This window comes from Lentzea sp. NPDC036949 (genome assembly GCF_055608075.1).
In genome coordinates, this window is record NZ_JBVJRA010000004.1 from 320,494 (window position 1) to 336,656 (window position 16,163).

Sequence of the window (16,163 nt, forward strand, 5' to 3'; positions counted from 1 at the left end):
TCGCAGTGGATCACCGGTGAGTCTGGTGCCGTGCGGGACCGGCTGGCGAGCCTCCGGCAGCGCCCGTAAGGATTCCGTTCGGTTTGGGGTCAGCCCTCGACGGCCTCGGCGGCTTCCATCCAGGCGGCCTCGACGTCGGACTCCTCGGCCAGCACGGACTTCAGCTCGGCGTCGAGCTTCAGCAGCCGGTCGGGGTCGGTGGCCGCCTCGGCGAGCGCCGCGTGCAGCTCAGCCTCCTTCTTGTGCAGCTGCTCCAGCCGCCGTTCCAGCCGGGCCAGCTCCTTGCGGGCGGCACGCTGGTCCGCGGCGTTCGACGGGGCCTTCTCCGCCGCGGGAGCGGCCGACTGCCGGTCGCGCACCGAGTCGCGGCGCCGCAGGTACTCCTCGATGCCGCCGGGCAGGTCGGTCAGGCCGCCGTCGCCGAACAGCGCCACGACCTTGTCGCACACGCGCTCGACGAGGTACCGGTCGTGCGAGATCACGACCAGGGTGCCCGGCCACGAGTCGAGCAGGTCCTCCAGCTGCTGCAACGTGTCGATGTCGAGGTCGTTGGTCGGCTCGTCGAGCAGCAGCACGTTCGGTTCGGCCATCAGCAGCCGGCACAGCTGCAACCGCCGCCGCTCGCCACCGGACAGGTCCGACACCGGCGTCCACTGCTTCTGCGACGAGAACCCGAACCGCTCGCCCAGCTGGGACGCGGACATCTCGTACTTGCCGAGCACGACCCGGCGTGCGACCTCCTCGATCGCCTCCAGCACGCGCATGGACCCGTTGAGGTCGAGCAGCTCCTGGGAGAGGTGCGCGATCTTCACGGTCTGACCCTGGATCCGCTTGCCCGTCTCGGGTGCGCGCTCACCGGCCAGCAGCCGCAGCAGCGTCGTCTTGCCGGAGCCGTTGACGCCGACCAGGCCGATCCGCTCGCCGGGCCCGATCCGCCACGTCAGGTCGCGCACCAGCACACGGTCCGGAATGGACAGTGTGACGTCCTCGACCTCGACCACCGTGCGGCCCAGCCGCTTCTTCGCGAACGCGACGAGCTCGACGGTGTCGCGCACCGGCGGCACGTCCGCGATCAGCGCCTCGGCGGCTTCGATGCGGTAGCGCGGCTTCGACGTGCGGGCGGGAGCGCCCCGGCGCAGCCACGCGAGCTCCTTGCGGGCCAGGTTCTGCCGCTTCTCCTCGGCCGCGTCCGCGAGCCGCTGCCGCTCGGCGCGCGCGAAGATCCAGTCGGCGTACCCGCCCTCGTACTGCTCGACCTTGCCCTGCACCACTTCCCACGTGCGGTTGCAGACGGTGTCGAGGAACCACCGGTCGTGGGTGACGACGACGAGCGCGCACTTACGGGCCAGCAGGTGCTCGGCGAGCCACCGCACACCCTCGACGTCGAGGTGGTTGGTGGGCTCGTCCAGCACGAGCAGCTCGAGGTCCTGGATCAACGCGGTCGCGAGCGCGACCCGGCGCCGTTCGCCACCGGACATCGTGGACACCACGGAGTCCAGGCCCAGCGCCGTGATCCCGAGTCCGTCCAAAATGGACCGAACACGCGCGTCGGAGGCCCACTCGTGCTCGGCGTCGAAGCCGAGCGGGTCGATGACCGCGTTGCGCACGGTCGACCCCTCCGGCAGCTCGGTCCGCTGCGTCACGACCGCCATCCGCAGGTCGCGCGAGCGCGACACCCGGCCGTCGTCGGCGGGTTCGACCCCGGCCAGCACCTCGAGCAGCGTCGTCTTGCCGCCGCCGTTCAGGCCGACGACGCCGATGCGGTCGCCCTCGTTGACGCCGAGCGACACGCCGTCGAGCAGCGGCCGGACGCTGAACGACTTCGACACGGACTCCAGGTTGACCAGGTTGGCCATCAAAACCTCACGACTCGTAAGAAACTGCCCGGTGAAGGCTACCCAGCACCGCCAACGCCCCCGCTCCCCGACCGCACGCGGGGACCCCACGTAACCCCCTAGGTGCACGCGGGGACCCTACGTACCCTCGAAGTGCACGCGGGGAGCTTGCGTACCCCCGAAGTGCACGCGGAGAGCTTGCGTACTCGTAGAGGGTACGAAAGCTCCCCGCGTGAGTTCCGAGATGCGGAAAACGGAGGGCGGGGGTCAGGCGTGGACCTCGGGAGGGGTGGGCTTCGGTTCCTCGGTCGTGATCACCCGCGCACCGGGCACCGGGCCCTGTGCGACGCGCACGGTCCGGCACACACCCGCGCCCGCGAGCTCGGCGGCGACGCGCACGGCCGTGTCGTTGTCCTCGCACAGGAACGCCGTCGTGGGGCCTGAACCGGACACGATGCCGGCCAGCGCGCCCGCGTCGACGCCCGCGCGCAACGTGCGGCGCAGGTTCGGCCGCAGCGAGACGGCGGCGGCCTGCAGGTCGTTGCCCAGCAGCAGCGCGAGCTGGCGCGGGTCACCGGAGGACAGGCCCTCCAGCACCGCCTCGACCGCGCCGACGCGGGGCGGGTCGCCCTCGGTGCGCAGCCGGTCGAGCTCGTCGAACACGTCCGGCGTGGACAGTCCGCGCCGGTCGAACGCCAGCACCCAGTGGAACTGGTGGCGGGCCAGCACCGGCACGATCCGCTCGCCGCGGCCGGTGCCCAGCGCGGTGCCGCCGTAGAGGCAGAACGGGACGTCGGCGCCGAGCTTCGCGGCCAGCTCGGCCAGCTCGTCGCGGCTGATCTCCAGCCGCCACAGCGCGGCCAGGCCGACCAGGGTGGCCGCGGCGTCCGCGCTGCCACCGGCCATGCCGCCGGCGACGGGGATGGCCTTGCGGATCACGACGCGGACCTTGGGGTCGTCCGGGTCCTTGCCGACGTGGGCGGCGAGCAGCCGCACGGCACGCCAGGCGAGGTTGCCGGCACCGGTGGGCACCTGGTCGGCGCCCTCGCCGTGGACCTCGACGCCGGGCTCGTCCGCGACGGCGACGGTGACCTCGTCGGCCAGGGACAGCGCCTGGAAGATGGTCACCAGGTCGTGGTAGCCGTCCGGTCGCACGTCGCCGACGGCCAGGTGCAGGTTGACCTTGGCCGGGACGCGGACCGTGACCGGAGGGGGAACGACAGCGAGCACCTCGTCAGCCTACGGGCGATCGGCGTGTGCGGACTCCTCCCCCGGTCACCACGGGCCTCAGACCGGGATGACGGAGCCGTTGAAGGTCTGCTTGATGTAGTCCTTGACCTGCTGCGACGCCAGCAGCTCGGCGAGGTCCCTGATCCGCTTGTCGTCCTTGAGCTCGCTGCGGGTGACGAGGCCGTTGGCGTTGGGGTTGCCCTCGGCCTTCTCCAGCACCAGCGCGTCGGTGGCGGGCTTGAGCTGCGCGTCGATGGCGTAGTTGCCGTTGATCACCGCGGCGTCGGTGTCCTCCAGCGAGCGCGGCAGCTGGGCCGCCTCCAGGGGCACGAACTGCAGGTTCTTCGGGTTCTCCGCGACGTCGCGGACGGTCGGCTGGTCCACGGCCTTGAGCTTGATCAGGCCGTTGGCCTCCAGCAGCTTCAGGCCGCGGGCCTCGTTGGTGGCGTCGTTGGCGACCGCGACCTTGGCGTTCTGCGGCAGCTCGTCGACCTTCTTGACCTTCTTGGAGTACAGGCCCAGCGGCTCGACGTGCACGCCCTCGACCCACTCGACCTTCGCGCCGCTCTCCTTCGTGAACGTCGCCAGGTACGGGACGGTCTGGAAGTAGTTGGCGTCGAGCGAGCCGTCGACCAGTGCCGTGTTCGGCTGGACGTAGTCGGTGAACTCGACGACCTCGATCTTCAGGCCCTTGGACGCCGCGAGGTTGTCGGCGACGTACTTGAGGATCTGCGCGTGCGGGACCGGCGAGACGCCGACCTTCAGCGTGTCCGAAGCGGACGAACCACCGGACGAGCAGGCGGACAGAGCGGTCAAACCGGTCAAAGCGGCAGCGATGAGGGCAGCACGAATGCGCATGACGTTCCTTTTGAGAATTGCTACTGGGTCAGACGGAGGCGTGCCGGCGTCGGTCCGACGCACGGGCGGCACGGGTGAAGCCGAACTGGATCACGGTGGTGAGCACGGCGAGCCACGCCACGGTGCTCCACAGGATCCGGTCGTTGAAGCGCTGGTAGCCCTCGCGGATGGCCAGGTCGCCGAGGCCACCGCCGCCGATCACGCCCGCCATGGCCGAGTAGCCGATGAGGGCGATGACCGTGACGCCGATGGCGTTGATGAGCGCCGGCAACGACTCGCGGATGAGCACGCTGCGCACGATCCTGAGCGTCGAGGCACCGGTCGTGATCGCGGCCTCGACCACGGTCACGTGCACCTCGGACAGGATGTTCTGCACGAGCCGCCCGACGAATGGGATCGCTCCCACGGCCAGCGGCACGATGACCGCCGTGCTGCCGATGGACCCGCCGACGATCAGGCGGGTCACGGACGTGAGGGCGACGAGCAGCACGATGAACGGCATCGAGCGGCCCAGGTCGGTGACGAAGCTGAGGGCCCTGTGCACCGCGGCGTTCGGCCGCAGCCCGCCCTTGGCGGTGAGCTGCAGCCAGACCCCGACGGGAACTCCGAGAACTGTGGCGATCACGGTGGAGACGCCGACCATGTACAGCGTCTCCCCGGTGGCCTCGACGAGGTAGCTCACCACGTCGGACCAGGGTGTTGCAGACCTCACGCAGCTACTCCCTGCGGCCCCTTCAGGGACCTCTGAACCGCGCCGCCGGCCTCACCGATCCACTCCAGCGCCGAGTCGGACCGCTCGCCGTTCAGGCCGAGGCGGAACCGCGCGACGGGGGTCTCGCCGAGGCGGGTGAGCCCGCCACCGACGATGTTCAGCTCGACGCCGAACCGGTGCGCGGCCTCGGGCAGCAGCGCGCCGACCGCGGCGAACCCGACGAGCACGACGTCCGCGACGCGGTCGTAGGCGTTCTCGTTGATCGGGTTCAGGTCGACGGCGGGCAGCAGCGCGGAGCTCGTGCGGCTGGCGGCGTTGTTGACGAGGTCGAGCACCTTGCCGTGCTCGACGACCTGGCCCTGCTCCAAGACCGCGACGTCATCGCAGATCTTGCGGACCACACCCATGTCGTGCGTGACGACGAGGACGGTCACACCCAGCTCTGCGCGCGCACGGTCGAGCACCGCCAGCACGGACCCGGTGGTCTCCGGGTCGAGTGCGCTGGTGGGCTCGTCGGCCAGCAGGACGGACGGGTTCGCGGCGAGGGCGCGCGCAACGGCAATGCGCTGGCGCTGCCCACCGGAGAGCTGGTCGGGGTAGGCGGCGGCCTTGTCGGTGAGCCCGACGAGGTCCAGCAGCTCGCCCACGCGGGTGCGCCGCTGCGGTCCCGGCACGCCGGCGGACTCCAGCGGCAACGCGATGTTGCCGGCCGCGGTCCGCTGCCGCAGCAGCGAGTCCCCTTGCGGCACAACGCCGATCTGCCGACGGGCGGCACGCAGCGCCGAGCCGTCGAGCGAGGTGATGTCGGTGCCGTCGACGCGGATCGCACCCGAGTCGGGGCGCTCCAGCAGTGCGACGCAGCGGGCCAGCGTGGACTTGCCGGCGCCGCTCGGGCCGACGACGCCGAGAACGGTGCCGGCTTGGACGTCGAGGGTGACGCCGTTCAGCGCGTTGACACCCTGGAAGGACTTGGTGAGGTTTTCGACAGTGATCACTTCTGCTCCACGGCTGCGCGCGACGGCGCACGCTCCCGTTGTGCGGGGGTGCGCGGTCGAAGTTCTGCTCAGGTGTGTGCGCCACTCAGCGACCGAGTGCGCGTCAAAGGACTTTGAGAAGGCGCCTTAGACGAGGTGGCGACGACATGCAGAAGCGGTGCGACGGCACTGGTCGACGACTCGACGGCGCGTCAGCATTCGCGAGGTACCCACGTGATCCTCCATCGGTCCTGGCGTTAGCACCTGCCCGCATCCAGCGGGTGGTTGCTGCGACGTCGTAGAGCCAGGTCTCTCAGTCGCTCCGGATGGCAGTTAGCAGTCAACCGGACGGACGTTCGGTTGCGCAAGCCAGATTCGGATTCGTTCGACAGATCACACTGTTGGCCGAAGGATCGCCGGATCAGACCTCGGCGATCCGGACAAAGTCGATCACGCTCAACTGCTCGCCCCTGACCTGGGGATCGATGCCCGCTTCGGCCAGCAGTTCGTCGACGTGCGGCGTGTAGCTCTTGAGGGCGGCCCTGAGGGTCTTGCGGCGTTGCGCGAAGGCCGTGTCGACGATCTTGAACAGCTTGTTCTTATCCACTGTGGACAACAGCTTTTCGTGGCGCTGGAAGGAAACCAGCCCGGAGTCGACGTTGGGCGCGGGCCAGAAGACGTTGCGCCCGACCGACCCCGCCTTGCGCGCGTCGGCGTACCAGGCGAGCTTCACGCTGGGCACCCCGTAGACCTTGCTGCCGGGCTTCGCCGCCATCCGGTCGGCGACCTCCGCCTGGACCATGACGAGCCCCTTGCGCAGGCTCGGCAGCTCGTGCAGGAGGTGCAGCACCACGGGCACCGCGACGTTGTACGGCAGGTTGGCGACGATCGCGGTCGGTTGCACCGGCAGGTCCTCTTGGGTGACTTTCATGGCGTCCTTGAGGACCACGTGGAGCTTGCCGGCGTTGGCCGGGTCGTGCTCCTGGACCGTCTGGGGCAGCCGGTGCGCCAACGGCGGGTCGATCTCGACCGCGACCACCTCAGCGGCCGCCGGGAGGAGCGCGAGGGTCAGCGAGCCCAGGCCGGGGCCGACCTCCAGGACGACGTCCTCGTCGGTCAGACCGGCGGCGGCGACGATCTTGCGGACCGTGTTGGGGTCGTGCACGAAGTTCTGGCCCAGCTTCTTGGTCGGGCGGATGCCCAGCTCTTCGGCTAGACGGCGGACTTCGGCGGGTCCCAACAGGCTCACCGGGGCATTGTCTCAGGTCACCCACCAAAGACCTCAGGTTGCCCACCGAAGACCTCAAGTTACCCACCGAAGACCCCCGCCCCCTGCTGCGACGAGTGCACGCGGGGAGCTTTCGTACTCACCTGGAGTACGAAAGGTCCCCGCGTGCGGTCAAGCAGAGCGGAGGGATGGGTGGGGAGGCGGGGTTACGGCAGGCCGAGCTTCGCGCGGCAGCCGGGCCACGCGGAGTACGTGCCGCCACGGCCGTCGCGGAGCTTGGTGGCGATGGCGATCTGCTGTTCGCGGGTCGCCTGGTGCGGCAGGGCCGCGTAGGCGGTGCCGCCGTAGGCCGCCCAGGTGCTCGCGTTGAACTGGAGGCCGCCGTAGTAGCCGTTGCCGGTGTTGATGGCCCAGTTGCCGCCGGCCTCGCACTTGGCCAGGCGGTCCCACACCTCGCCGTCGGGGAGGGGCTTGGTGCCGACCGCGATCTTCTTCGGCTTCGGCTCCTTGGTGACCTTGCCGCCGATCTTCTCGCGGTTGATCTCCTTGCCGTTCTTCACCGTCACGCGGTAGGTGGAGATCTGCTCGCCGGCCTCGCCGGGCTCCAGGACCTTCTGCTGACCCTGGTTCAGGGTCGGGTCGTTGGTCTTCTCGACGGGCGGGGCGACCGGCTCGTTCACGTTGATGACCGTGACGCCGGTGCGGGAGATGTAGACCTCGGCGCCGGAGGCCAGGCGCACGTCGGTGCCGGCCTGGACCGCGTCCTCGGGACCGAGGGTGAGGTTCTCGCTCTTCAGCAGCTCGTCGACGGTGACGGCGGTGGTCTGGACCTCGCGGACCGGGTTCGCGCCGTCGAAGAGCTTGACGACCTTGCGGGTCTTCACCTCGAGGTTCATGCCGTCGAGGGGGACCTCGGAGCCGGTGGGCGCGGAGAACCACGAGCCGTCGACCGGGACGCCGAGCTGCTTGGCGGCCTCCTCGACGGTGACCGAGCGGACCCAGTCCTCACGGGACTGGCCGTCGACGCTCATCTTGAGCAGGCGGCCGCGGTCGAGGGTGATCTTGCCGCCGTCGGAGATCGGGGCGTTGAGCGACGGGGACAGCGCGTCGTGCTCGCCGACCCTGATGCCCTCCTCCGCGAGGACCTCGCCGACCGTGCCCTCGTAGGAGTGGACGGTCGAGGTGATGCCGTCGATGTCCACGGCCACGGACTTGTCCATCGCCATCGCGGTCACGCCACCGCCGGAGATGGAGACCAGGACCGCGGCGACCGCACCCTTGAGGAAGCGGCGCTTCCAGGACGAGACGGCCGTGACGAGGAGCTGCGGGTCCTCCTTCTCCTCTTCCTCCGTGGGGAGGACGAGGGGCGGCATGATCGTCGTCTCGGCGTTGATGAGCCGGATCAGCTCGTCGACGTCGACGTTCGCCGTCGCGAGGAGCTCGTCGGCGTCAGGGCCGAGCACCTCGAGCACGTCCGCGGGCGAGATCGTCAGCGCACCGGCGGGGAAGCTCGGGTGGGGATCGGCCACCGCGACCGCGGTGTTCCCGACCGGCGTGAACCAGTCGGTGTCCTCGTTGAAGTCGTACGGAGCGGCAGTTCTGTCGCTACCAGACAAGGGTCGATACCTCCATTGCGGAAGCTCCGAGGCCACCGCACAGTTGGCGTTGACAAGATCATTCGAGTTGCAGCTCGAAGGTTCCCGGCAACTCCTCCTACGTGGTCTCGCTGCTTCGCGCTTCCGGCTTGGGACCCGCCCCGACTGCGGGCGTGCTCCGAACCGACAGGGTCGGTTCAGGTGGCACGGTCACGGGACAGTAACGGGGCAGCCGACGTTGCGCAAACACCCCCACCGATGTTGTGACCTCAGTCACCCGTAGAGGTAGGAACCCTTTGCTCCGTTCGTCTCAAGTCGCATCTCAGTGGCCAAGCCCGAAGACTCGTTGAGCAGTACGGGTGACGGCGGCAGCGAGTTCAGAAAGATCTTCGCCACGCAGGGTGGCCAAGGCCCGAACTGTGTAATTCACACAATAGGGTTCGTTCGGCCGCCCCCGGAACGGGTGGGGCGTCAGGAAAGGCGCGTCCGTCTCGACGAGCAGCTGATCCTGCGGCACCAGCCGGGCCGCCTCCTGCAGGGCACGGGAGTTCTTGAACGTCACCGGGCCCGCGAACGACAGCACGTACCCCGCGTCCACGCACCGGCGCGCGAAGTCCGCGTCACCGGAGAAGCAGTGGAAGACCACTGTGGACGGTGCACCCTCGGCGTCGAGCACCTTGAGGACGTCCTCGTGCGCGTCCCGGTCGTGGATCATCAACGGCTTCCCGACGCGCTTGGAAAGGTCGATGTGCCAACGGAAAGCGTCTTGCTGCGCGGCCGGCGGCGAGTAGTCCCAGTAGTAGTCGAGACCGGTCTCGCCGATCGCCACGACGCGGTCGAACCGGGCCAGCCGCTCCAGCTCGGCCTTCTCCGCGTCGCCGAACGCGGCGGTGCGGGTCGGGTGGACCGCCACGGCCGCGTAGACCCGCGGGTCCCAGGTGGACGCCTCCGCGGCCCACTGCGCGGACTTCAGGTCGTCCGCGACCGTCACCACGTGCGAGACGCCGGCAGCCTCCGCCCGGTCCAGCAGCACGGCCACGTCGGCGGCGTCGACGGCACCGCACGCGTCGAGGTGGGTGTGGGCGTCGACCACCGGCACCGGAAGGGCTTCCGGCACCGGCGGTCGTTCCCGCTTCTCCGCCACTAGTCGGTGACGATCGGGGCCCACTCGGGCCCGGTCTCGCCCAGCTTCGGGTCGAGCTTCGCGAACAGCGGCGAGGGCTTCTGCAGCGGCCGGCCGACCTCGATCGGCGTCGACTCCCACTTCGCCTGCTCGCCCGCGTAGTCACCGGTCAGCACCGGGTACGAGCGGTCGGGCACGTCGAGGTCGCTGACCTCGTCCATCGACGGCTGCGCGGCCCACACGCCCGTGCCGCCCAGCGCCTCGTGCACCTGCTGCGCCGAGTGCGGCAGGAACGGCGTCATGAGCGTGTTCGCGTCCTGCACGACCTGCAACGCCGTGTGCAGCACGGAGTCGCGGCGGTCCGGGTCGTCCTTGAGCTTCCACGGTTCCTGGTCGGACAGGTACTTGTTCGCCAGCGAGATCACGCGCATGGCCTCGCCGGAGGCCTGCTTGAACCGCGAGCGGCGCAGGTGCGCGCCGACCGTGTCGAACGCCGCCTTCGACTGGCGCAGCAGCTCGTGATCGGCGTCGGTCAGCGCGGTCGCCTTCGGGATGGCGCCGACGTTCTTGTGCGCCATGGAGATCGAGCGGTTGACCAGGTTGCCCCACTCGTTCGCCAGCTCGAAGTTGGTCCGGCGGACGAACTCCTCCCAGGTGAAGTCGGTGTCCTGGTTCTCGGGACCCGCGACGGAGATGAAGTACCGCAGCGCGTCCGGCCCGAACTCCTTCAGGAAGTCGCCGACGTAGATCACGGTGCCGCGCGAGGTGGAGAACTTCGAGCCGCTCATCGTCAGGTACTCCGACGACACGACCTCGGTCGGCAGGTTCAGCGTGCCGAACCGGCCGGGCTCGCCGCCCTTGTCGCCCGCGCCGTTCTGGCCCAGCAGCAGCGACGGCCAGATCAGCGAGTGGAAGACGATGTTGTCCTTGCCCATGAAGTAGTAGCCCTGGGCGTCACCGGTCCAGAACTCCTTCCAGGCGTCGGGGTTCCCAGTGCGCCGTGCCCACTCGACGGACGCGCTCAGGTAGCCGATGACGGCGTCGAACCACACGTAGAACCGCTTCATCGGCTGGTCGCTCCACCCGTCGAGCGGGATCGGCACACCCCAGTCGAGGTCGCGGGTGATGGCGCGCGGCCGCAGGTCCTTGATCAGGTTCTGCGAGAACTTGAGCACGTTCGGGCGCCACTCGGACCGCGTGCCCATCCACGAGCCCAGCGACTCGATGAACGAGGGCAGGTCGAGGAACAGGTGCTCGGTCTCGACGAACTTCGGCGTCTCGCCGTTGATCCGCGAGCGCGGGTTCTTCAGGTCGATCGGGTCGAGCTGGTTGCCGCAGTTGTCGCACTGGTCGCCGCGCGCGCCGTCGTAGCCGCAGATCGGGCAGGTGCCCTCGATGAAGCGGTCGGGCAGCGTCCGGCCGGTCGACGGGCTGATGGCGCCCATCTCGACCTTGGGGATGACGTAGCCGTTCTTCCACAGCGCGGAGAACAGGTCCTGCACCACCTGGTAGTGGTTGCCGGTGGTGGTGCGGGTGAAGAGGTCGTAGGACAGGCCGAGGCCCTGCAGGTCAGAGGCGATGACGCGGTTGTACTTGTCGGCGAGCTCGCGGGCCGTCAGGCCCTCCTTCTCGGCCTGCACCTGGATGGGCGTGCCGTGCTCGTCCGTGCCGCTGACCATGAGCACCCGGTGTCCGGACATTCGCATGTAGCGGGAGAAGACGTCGGACGGGACACCGAAACCGGAGACGTGACCGATGTGCCTGGGGCCGTTGGCATAAGGCCAGGCCACCGCGGTCAGTACGGAGGCACTCATGTGCATAGCCTACGGAGGCGGTGCCAGCCGCTTTTCACTGCATGGGAGGTCGGTTTGTCCGCGACCAGGATGCTGGTGCTCGGCGTGGTCAAGCTCGTCGGCGAGGCGCACGGCTACCAGGTGCGCCGTGAGCTGCAGTCGTGGTCGGCGGAGTCTTGGGCGAACGTGCAGCCAGGTTCGATCTACCACGCGCTGAAGTCGCTGGCCAAGGACGGACTGCTGGAACCGGTCGGCACCGAGTCCCGCGAGGGCCCCGCCCGCACCTCCTACCGGATCACGCCGTCCGGTGAGCACGAGCTGGACGACCTCCTCGCGCACGCGCTCGCGAACCCGGCCGCCGGCAACGACGAGGTGTCCGCGGGCGTCGCGATGCTCACCCTCGTCCCGCGCAAGCAGGCCGTCGTGCTGCTGAAGAACCGCCTCGCAGGCCTGGAGGGGCAGCTCACCCCGACCCGGCACGGCATCACCTCGATGCCGGAGATGGGCAAGCCGGCGCACGTCAGCGAGCTGTTTCGACTGTGGCTCGTCCACCTCGAAGGTCAGGTCCGGTGGACTCGGGAGCTGATCGAACGCCTGGAGGCCGGTGCGTACGAACTTCGGGACTAGTCAAACTTGAATAGTCCCGACTAGCCTCTGGTCAAACTTGACTAGAGGGGGTTCCGGCATGATCAAGGCACGCGGCCTCGCACGCCGCTTCACCACGAAGGCCGGTCCGGTGGACGCGGTGCGCGGCGTCGACATCGACGTCGCCGAGGGCGAGCTCGTCGGGTTCCTCGGACCCAACGGCGCCGGCAAGTCGACGACGCTGCGCATGCTCACGACGCTGCTGCGGCCCACGGCGGGCGAAGCGCTCGTCGCCGGGCACGACCTGCTCACCGACCCGGCGGGCGTGCGCCGCAACATCGGCTACGTCGGCCAGAAGCCCGGCGCGGGCCTGGACCAGCGGGTCGCCGACGAGCTGGAGCTCCAGGCCCGGTTCTACGGCCTTTCCCGGCACGACGCCCGCAGGAAGGTCGCCGGCCTGCTCGAACGGTTCGACCTGACCGGGCTGGAGCAGCGCGGCGTAGGCACGCTCTCCGGCGGCCAGCAGCGCAGGCTCGACCTCGCGATGGGCATGCTGCACGACCCGCGGCTGCTGTTCCTCGACGAACCGTCCACCGCGCTCGACCCGCAGAGCCGCCGCAACCTGTGGGACCACATCCGGCAGCTCAGGGCCGACGGCGTGACGGTCTTCCTGACCACCCACTACCTCGACGAGGCCGACCACCTCAGCGACCGGCTGCTCGTCATCGACCAGGGCGCGATCGTCGCCGAGGGGTCGCCGGACGAGCTGAAGCACCGCGTCTCCGGCGACCTGGTCGTGCTCGGCACGCCGCAGGCCGCGCTGGTCGCGACCAAGTTCGCCGACGCCGCCGTGGACGGCGAGGAGGTCAGCTTCCGCATCCCGAACGGCGACCGCGCGCTGCCGTCGTTGCTGAAGGACCTCGACAACATCGGTGTCGAGCTGCACTCCGTCCAGGTGCACCGGCCGACGCTCGACGACGTGTTCCTGACCATGACCGGCCGCTCACTGCGGGAGGACAGCAATGCTGCGTGACACCTGGCTCGTGTTCTGGCGGGTGATGCTGCCCGTGCTGCGCAACCCCGTGGCGGTGGTCTTCGGCATCGCCCAGCCGTTGCTCTACCTCGGGCTCTTCGGGCCGTTGCTGGGCGAGGGCGGCTGGCAGTGGTTCGTGCCGGGCCTGCTGGTGCAGATGGCGTTGTTCGGCACGGCCTACGCGGGCTTCTCGCTGCTGCCGGAGGTGCGCACGGGCGTGATGGAACGCCTGCGGGTCACCCCGGTCAGCCGGGTCGCGCTGCTCGTCGGGCGGGTCGGCAAGGACGTGGTGCTGCTGGTCGTGCAGAGCCTGTTGATCATGCTGGCCGCGATGCTGTTCGGCTTCCGGGCGTCGGCGGGTCAGGTGCTGCTCGGCCTCGGGCTCGTGGCGTTGCTCGGCGTCGCGATCGGCTCGGTGTCGTACGCGATCGCGTTGAAGGTGAAGCTGGAGTACGTCTTCGCGTCGGTGCTGTCGGCGTCCATCGTGCCGTTGATGCTCTTGAGCGGCGTGCTGCTGCCCATGTCGAACGGCCCGCAGTGGCTCTACTGGCTGTCGCGGGTCAACCCGCTGGCGCACGTCGTGGACGCCGAGCGGTCGATCTTCAACCCCGGCACGGTGACGTACGGGCTGATCTCGGTCGCGCTGCTGGTCGTGGCCGGCGTGCTCTACGGCATCCGCACGTTCAACCGGGAGTCAGCTTGAGGCACGCGGGGGCCCCGCGTTTCCCCCAGGGGAACGCGGGAGTCCCGCGTTCCCCTGAAAAGGCAGGTCAGCTTGACCTGACCGCCGCGTCGTAGAGCGTCTTCTTGCTGATCCCGGCCGCCTCCGCGACCTCGGCGGCGGCCGACTTCATCCGCTCCCCGTCGGCGACGCGCTGCCTGACCTCGGCGACGAGCGTGTCGAGGTCAGGCGTGTCCGCCACAGGAGCGGGGCCGAGCACCACGGTGATCTCGCCGCGTGCACCGTCCACGGCCCACGCGGCGAGTTCGGCCAGCGACCCGCGCACGACCTCCTCGTACTTCTTCGTGAGCTCGCGGCACACGGCGGCACGGCGGCCGGGCCCGAGCACCTCGACGGCGTCCTGGAGCGTGTCCGCGAGCCGGTGCGGGGCCTCGAAGAAGACGACGGTGCGCTGCTCGGTGGCCAACGGGGCGAACCAGCGCTTGCGCTCACCGGACTTGCGCGGCGGGAACCCGTCGAACGCGAACCGGTCGCTCGGCAGCCCGGACAGCGCCAGCGCCGTCGTGACCGCGGACGGCCCCGGCAGGCACGTGACGGTGATGTCCTGCTCGACACACGCGGCGACGAGCCGGTAGCCGGGATCGGACACCGACGGCATGCCGGCGTCCGTCACGAGCAGCACGGTCTCGCCGCCGTGCAGCGACTCGAGGAGCCCCGGCAGGCGCGCCTGCTCGACCTGGTCGTAGAAGCTGATCACCCGCCCGGAGGGTTTGACCTGCAGTGCCGCCGCGAGGCTGTGCAGTCTGCGGGTGTCCTCCGCGGCGATGACGTCCGCCGTCGCCAACGCCTCCACCAGGCGCGCGGAGGCGTCGCGGATGTCGCCGAGCGGAGTAGCGGCGAGGACCAGACGGCCTGAACCGGATACAGGACTCACGTGGTTCACCCTACGATCGGCGACGTGACAGTCCTCGTGCAGCCAGGAGAGGCGCCCGCCGCCGTCGCGGAGGAACCGCGGACGGACCGCGCGGCGGCCCTCGACCCACCTCCGCACGGCAACCGGTTGCGCGGGTGGCTGGTCACGATCGCCGTGACGCTGATCGGCGCGGTCGTGCGGTTCTGGAACGTCGGGTACCCGACGGACAAGGGCACGCCGATCTTCGACGAGAAGCACTACGTGCCGCAGGCGGCGCAGGTGCTGCGCAACGGCGGCTACGAGGACAACCCCGGCTACGAGCTGATCGTCCACCCGCCGCTCGCCAAGCAGCTCATGGCCATCGGCCAGGCTCTCTTCGGCTACGACGGCATCGGCTGGCGGTTCGCCTCGGCACTGGCGGGCGCGATCACGATCCTGCTGATCGTGCGGATCGCCCGCCGCCTGACCCGCTCGGACCTGCTGGGCGCGCTGGCGGGCGTGCTGCTCATCGCGGACGGCGTCTCGCACGTCCAGTCCCGGATGGGCATGCTCGACATCTTCCTGGCGCTGTTCGTGGTCGCCGCGTTCGGCTGCCTGGTCGTGGACCGCGAACAGGTGCGGGAACGGCTCGCGGTCGCCGTGCGCGAGGGTTTCGTGACGAACTCGGCCTTCGGCCCGTGGCTGGGCTTCCGCTGGTGGCGCTTCGGCGCGGGCGTGATGCTTGGCCTGGCGTGCGGCATCAAGTGGTCGGGCATCTGGTACATCGCGGCGTTCGGCCTGCTGACGGTCGTCTGGACCGCACTGGCACGGCGGGCGGCCGGCGTCGAGGAGCCGTGGCTCGGGTCGATCGCGAAGGACGTCCTGCCCTCGCTGGGCGGTCTGGTCGCGATCCCGGTCCTGGTGTACCTGGTGACGTGGTTCCCGTGGATGGCCAGCGAGACCGGCATCGACCGGCACGTGGTCGGCACGAAGGTGCAGGACATCAGCTACGTCCCGGACGTGCTCCAGTCGCTCTGGTACAACGCGAAGAACGTCTACAAGTTCCACGTCGAGCTGGTCACCTCGGAGACCAACCGGCACCCGTGGGAGTCGAAGCCGTGGACGTGGCCGATGGGCCTGCGCCCGATGCTCTACTACTACGACAACTCGGTGACCGGCTGCGGCCAGGCCTCGTGCCTCGGCGCGATCATGCTGATCGGCACCCCGGCGCTGTGGTGGGTGGCGTTCCCGGCGATCGGCTGGGCGATCTGGCGGGCCGTCGGCAGCCTGGACTGGCGCTACGCCGGTGTGCTCGTCGGCTACCTGGCGGGCCTGCTGCCGTGGTTCCTCAACCTCGACCGGCAGATGTACTTCTTCTACGTCACGCCGATGGCACCGTTCCTGGTGCTGCTGATCGTGCTGGCGCTGGGCGAGGTCCTCGGCCGTGCGCGCGTGGGCTCCGAACGCCGCGGCACCGGTCTGCTGGTCGTGGCGCTGTACGTCGGCATCGTGGTGGCGAACTTCGTGTGGCTGTGGCCGATCCTCAACGGCAACCCGATCACGCCGGAGATGTGGCAGCAGCAGCTGTGGCTGCCCAGCTGGCGCTGAGCGGTCGCGGCCGGT

General features: G+C 69.7%; 14 protein-coding genes and 1 riboswitch. Of the genes, 4 read left to right on the plus strand and 10 right to left on the minus strand.

Annotated elements, in window-relative coordinates; all coding sequences use genetic code 11:
• Positions 1 to 89: 89 nt before the first annotated feature.
• The 9 genes from ACZ7CD_RS13970 to metG all read right to left on the minus strand — a co-directional run bounded on the left by ACZ7CD_RS13970 (position 90) and on the right by metG (position 11,369).
• Positions 90 to 1,856: an ABC-F family ATP-binding cassette domain-containing protein gene (locus tag ACZ7CD_RS13970; protein WP_470379001.1), complete on the minus strand. Its 1,767-nt coding sequence runs from the start codon at positions 1,854 to 1,856 to the stop codon at positions 90 to 92.
• A 246-nt stretch (positions 1,857 to 2,102) separates the two neighbouring features.
• Positions 2,103 to 3,065 (minus strand): 4-(cytidine 5'-diphospho)-2-C-methyl-D-erythritol kinase, encoded by a 963-nt coding sequence (locus ACZ7CD_RS13975; protein WP_360385849.1) that lies wholly within the window; start codon positions 3,063 to 3,065, stop codon positions 2,103 to 2,105.
• A gap of 57 nt (positions 3,066 to 3,122) precedes the next feature.
• Positions 3,123 to 3,923 (minus strand): MetQ/NlpA family ABC transporter substrate-binding protein, encoded by an 801-nt coding sequence (locus ACZ7CD_RS13980; RefSeq protein WP_360385847.1) that lies wholly within the window; start codon positions 3,921 to 3,923, stop codon positions 3,123 to 3,125.
• Between the two features lie 28 nt (positions 3,924 to 3,951).
• Positions 3,952 to 4,635 (minus strand): methionine ABC transporter permease, encoded by a 684-nt coding sequence (locus ACZ7CD_RS13985; protein WP_360385845.1) that lies wholly within the window; start codon positions 4,633 to 4,635, stop codon positions 3,952 to 3,954.
• Positions 4,632 to 5,630, minus strand: a complete 999-nt coding sequence (locus tag ACZ7CD_RS13990) for a methionine ABC transporter ATP-binding protein (RefSeq protein WP_360385843.1) — start codon at positions 5,628 to 5,630, stop codon at positions 4,632 to 4,634. Before ACZ7CD_RS13990 ends, ACZ7CD_RS13985 begins: the two co-directional genes overlap by 4 nt.
• A gap of 218 nt (positions 5,631 to 5,848) precedes the next feature.
• Positions 5,849 to 5,942, minus strand: a riboswitch (SAM riboswitch).
• Positions 5,943 to 6,030: 88 nt separating this feature from the next.
• On the minus strand, positions 6,031 to 6,852 hold the full coding sequence (gene rsmA, locus ACZ7CD_RS13995; protein ID WP_470379116.1) for a 16S rRNA (adenine(1518)-N(6)/adenine(1519)-N(6))-dimethyltransferase RsmA: 822 nt from the start codon (positions 6,850 to 6,852) through the stop codon (positions 6,031 to 6,033).
• Positions 6,853 to 7,043: 191 nt separating this feature from the next.
• The gene (locus tag ACZ7CD_RS14000; protein ID WP_360385841.1) at positions 7,044 to 8,453 is read right to left on the minus strand and encodes a transglycosylase family protein; all 1,410 of its coding nucleotides are present in this window, start codon (positions 8,451 to 8,453) and stop codon (positions 7,044 to 7,046) included.
• 301 nt (positions 8,454 to 8,754) lie between these two features.
• Positions 8,755 to 9,549 carry a TatD family hydrolase gene (locus tag ACZ7CD_RS14005; RefSeq protein ID WP_360385839.1) on the minus strand — a complete coding sequence of 265 codons (795 nt, stop codon included), beginning with the start codon at positions 9,547 to 9,549 and terminating at the stop codon, positions 8,755 to 8,757.
• A 26-nt stretch (positions 9,550 to 9,575) separates the two neighbouring features.
• Entirely contained in the window at positions 9,576 to 11,369 is a 1,794-nt protein-coding gene (gene metG, locus ACZ7CD_RS14010; protein ID WP_470379002.1) for a methionine--tRNA ligase, read from the minus strand.
• Positions 11,370 to 11,423: 54 nt separating this feature from the next.
• Between metG and ACZ7CD_RS14015 the strand changes: the two genes are divergently transcribed.
• From ACZ7CD_RS14015 to ACZ7CD_RS14025, 3 genes are read left to right on the plus strand one after another with little or no spacing between them, the layout of a single operon-like run.
• Complete coding sequence (locus ACZ7CD_RS14015; protein WP_360385835.1) at positions 11,424 to 11,975, plus strand: PadR family transcriptional regulator; 552 nt, start codon at positions 11,424 to 11,426, stop codon at positions 11,973 to 11,975.
• 58 nt (positions 11,976 to 12,033) lie between these two features.
• Positions 12,034 to 12,966: an ATP-binding cassette domain-containing protein gene (locus ACZ7CD_RS14020; protein WP_470374326.1), complete on the plus strand. Its 933-nt coding sequence runs from the start codon at positions 12,034 to 12,036 to the stop codon at positions 12,964 to 12,966.
• Positions 12,956 to 13,669 (plus strand): ABC transporter permease, encoded by a 714-nt coding sequence (locus tag ACZ7CD_RS14025; RefSeq protein WP_360385831.1) that lies wholly within the window; start codon positions 12,956 to 12,958, stop codon positions 13,667 to 13,669. Before ACZ7CD_RS14020 ends, ACZ7CD_RS14025 begins: the two co-directional genes overlap by 11 nt.
• A 67-nt stretch (positions 13,670 to 13,736) precedes the next feature.
• Here ACZ7CD_RS14025 and rsmI read toward each other — a convergent pair whose 3' ends face one another.
• Positions 13,737 to 14,582, minus strand: coding sequence for a 16S rRNA (cytidine(1402)-2'-O)-methyltransferase (gene rsmI / locus ACZ7CD_RS14030; protein ID WP_458429452.1), 846 nt, complete (start codon positions 14,580 to 14,582; stop codon positions 13,737 to 13,739).
• A gap of 24 nt (positions 14,583 to 14,606) precedes the next feature.
• On the opposite strand from rsmI, the gene ACZ7CD_RS14035 reads away from it, so the two are divergent.
• Entirely contained in the window at positions 14,607 to 16,148 is a 1,542-nt protein-coding gene (locus tag ACZ7CD_RS14035) for a dolichyl-phosphate-mannose--protein mannosyltransferase (protein ID WP_470379003.1), read from the plus strand.
• Positions 16,149 to 16,163: the final 15 nt, after the last annotated feature.

Coding starts and splice junctions, on each gene's coding strand:
- metG (WP_470379002.1), bottom strand. CDS start 11,369: ATGAGTGCCTCCGTACTGACCGCGGTGGCCTGGCCTTATGCCAACGGC.
- ACZ7CD_RS13980 (WP_360385847.1), bottom strand. CDS start 3,923: ATGCGCATTCGTGCTGCCCTCATCGCTGCCGCTTTGACCGGTTTGACC.
- ACZ7CD_RS13970 (WP_470379001.1), bottom strand. CDS start 1,856: ATGGCCAACCTGGTCAACCTGGAGTCCGTGTCGAAGTCGTTCAGCGTC.
- ACZ7CD_RS14020 (WP_470374326.1), top strand. CDS start 12,034: ATGATCAAGGCACGCGGCCTCGCACGCCGCTTCACCACGAAGGCCGGT.
- ACZ7CD_RS14025 (WP_360385831.1), top strand. CDS start 12,956: ATGCTGCGTGACACCTGGCTCGTGTTCTGGCGGGTGATGCTGCCCGTG.